Genomic DNA, 2,648 nt, shown 5'->3' with positions numbered 1-2,648 from the left:
ACCATGGTCCAGAATACCGTCAGACCAATTTCTTCCCGAGAATAACTTCGCGAAGTGTATCCAATGAAAGAACATAACGTAAATAAAGCAATGCCATAGCAGATGAATTTAATTACTGCCATGCCGTAGCCCCCGTTAACAAAAAAGAAGTCTTTCCACATTAACGCATTCGCCCAGGTACGGCCGGGAGAAAACAAGATGTTTTTCTTTTTTGAAACGACACCACGTCCGGGACTGGCTGAGATCTCAGTCAGTGCAAAGCGATTGAAGAACAGGCATGACAGCGAGAAGAAAACCATCCCTGCCAGCAGGTTACTCCAAAATTGCATTCCCCAGGGAGATTCGCTGAATCCTGATATGAGAATCATATTGATCTGGTTTAAAACAGAAGACTGACTAAGCCAGTCTAGCGTAGCTTTTGTGTACATGAGAGGTAGAGAATCGTCAGCGATCCACTTTACCTGAACCATCCCATCCAAGGCCCAGCTAAGCAGTGGTGTGCCCCAGAAAAATGCTGCCAGGGAGATCACAACAAGTGTTGAGGCAGAGCGAGAACGGGCACAAACTACGGAACAGAGCAGTCCCAGGTTTGACAGGCAAAACAAAAAAACTGCTAAAGCAGAATAGGCGGCGATGACTTGCGAAAACGTGACGCCACCTAATGTAATCGCGAGTAATGTGAAGGGGAACTGGACGGACAAAAGCAATAGCGCGGACACTAACCGCGGGAATGATTTTCCCAGCAAAAGAGAAATGGGATGCACACCGGCCATTAAGAGTAAGCCGATTGTTTGTTCTTCTTTTTCTTCCGTGATCGCCGTTGCAAAAAAACTGACACCCGCCATTAGAATAAAAACAAAATTGAGATAGATGATTTGTGTGAATAATACCAGGCCAGCTGCTCCAACAATTCGGCTGGTCAAATGTGCCGACATTAAACAAAACAAAATCATGACTGCGAACAGGAATCGAAATAAATGCGTTCGTGTTAAACGAAAGTCGACACTTAATGCGCGATTGTAAAGTGCAAACGTGCCATGAAACATTAACGCACTCCTTGTTCAGTTAAATCCAAAAATGCCTGATTCAAATGTTTCTTATCTCTTTGGAAAGATTCGATCGAACCTTGCATTTCAATGATTTTTGATAACAGATTACCAGTATTGGTAAGTGTTGCGTCAAAAGTTAACCTCAGCTCGCGTGCTTTGTCCGTTTTTTGTACGTTAATCACTCCCGGCTCACTCGCCAATGACTCTGCAAGCCCTTCGACTTCTGATTCCAAAGCCAGCTTATAACAGGGGTGTTCCTGTTCGTGGGTCAACAAGCCATCCATTGTACCACTATATTTGACTAAACCACGGTCAATAATTGTGACGCTATCACACAGCTCTGCCAACTCGCTCAGAATATGCGAACTGATAAAAATTGTTTTCCCCATGCGTTTTAATTCTTGAAGTATTTCCATCAGCTCGATGCGCGCCCGAGGGTCGAGTCCCGAGGCTGGTTCATCAAGCAGTAACAGATCGGGGTCATTTACCAATACACGGGCTAAGCTTACTCGCTGTTGCATTCCGCGTGACAACCCGCTGATGAGCGAATCTTTTCGGCCATCCATGTCTGTTAATGTCAGTACATCATTGATGACCTGATCGCGCTGTTCCAAACCCAGGCCGTATGCTGCGCCGAAAAAATCCAGGTATTCAAAAACCGTCATTTGTCGATAAGTACTGAAGTGATCGGGCATAAAACCAATTCGCTTACGGATATCTTTGACAGCGGATTTTACGTCATGCCCAAAGACTTCGACTTTGCCCCCCTGCGGCCGCAGCAGAGTACAGATTATTTTCAGCGTTGTTGTTTTACCAGCCCCATTCGGACCAACAAAGCCGTGCAGTGATTGCTTTTGGACCTGAAAACTGATCCCCTGCAACGCTCGATGTCCTTTAAAGGAATGAGATACGTTTTGGATATCAATCACGGGTTGATCAAAAATCGGTTCACTCATTATCAGTGTCATTCTTTATTTCGGGTAAAGGCAAGTCATAAACAAACAGAACACGCCCTTGCTGGACGCCTTGCACATTTGACTTCAGTTTAAATTCTTCCGGTATCTCAGAATAAAGAAACAATTTAACACGTGTTTTGTCACCTTGATAATTGCGGAGCTGGTTAGGACGCAACAGATTCAACTGTTTCATGACCAGCCTTCCATACACGAAATCATATATTAATCGGATATCTTTTTCTTCGTCCAGATATCCATAGCGACGCGAATAGGCTGAATCAGATTCCAGCATTGGCTGCCACGCAGAAAGAGGTGTGCCTGATTGATGTAATTCTAAAATCGTGCGATCATTCTCTTTTGACTGTTGCAAATTATAGAGGGTGCGACCATACAGCACTTGTAGATTGAATCTTCTTTCGGGAAAGGCTGGATTGATCTCAAACTTTAGTGTTTTCAATGTTGAATTCGCATCAATTTGACAATCGAGCACTTTGATGTTTTGTTTCTTGTATGGCGCTTTAATTCGATACATGAAACTCCGGGCTGAAAATGGAGGGATGTCAGAGTAGAAACTTCCATCAACTCCGTTAAAGATCGCCCCTCGGACTTTTTCTGCTTCCTGTGCCGTCGTGAAAATAATGCC

At 44.3% G+C, this 2,648-nt stretch carries 3 protein-coding genes; all 3 read right to left on the bottom strand.

The window, feature by feature from the left end; genetic code table 11:
• Positions 1-1,046 (bottom strand): ABC transporter permease (locus tag Q0294_RS04420; protein ID WP_299461331.1); only part of this gene is annotated, 1,046 nt, incomplete at its 3' end.
• Positions 1,046-1,978: an ABC transporter ATP-binding protein gene (locus Q0294_RS04415; protein ID WP_299461329.1), complete on the bottom strand. Its 933-nt coding sequence runs from the start codon at positions 1,976-1,978 to the stop codon at positions 1,046-1,048. The genes Q0294_RS04415 and Q0294_RS04420, both read right to left, overlap by 1 nt.
• A 19-nt stretch (positions 1,979-1,997) precedes the next feature.
• The coding region (locus tag Q0294_RS04410; protein WP_299461327.1) for a hypothetical protein at positions 1,998-2,648 on the bottom strand (651 nt) is incomplete at its 5' end.

This window comes from uncultured Gimesia sp., from assembly GCF_937919775.1.
In the GTDB taxonomy this organism is placed as follows: Bacteria; Planctomycetota; Planctomycetia; order Planctomycetales; family Planctomycetaceae; genus Gimesia.
This window is presented reverse-complemented; position numbering and strand designations above follow the sequence as displayed.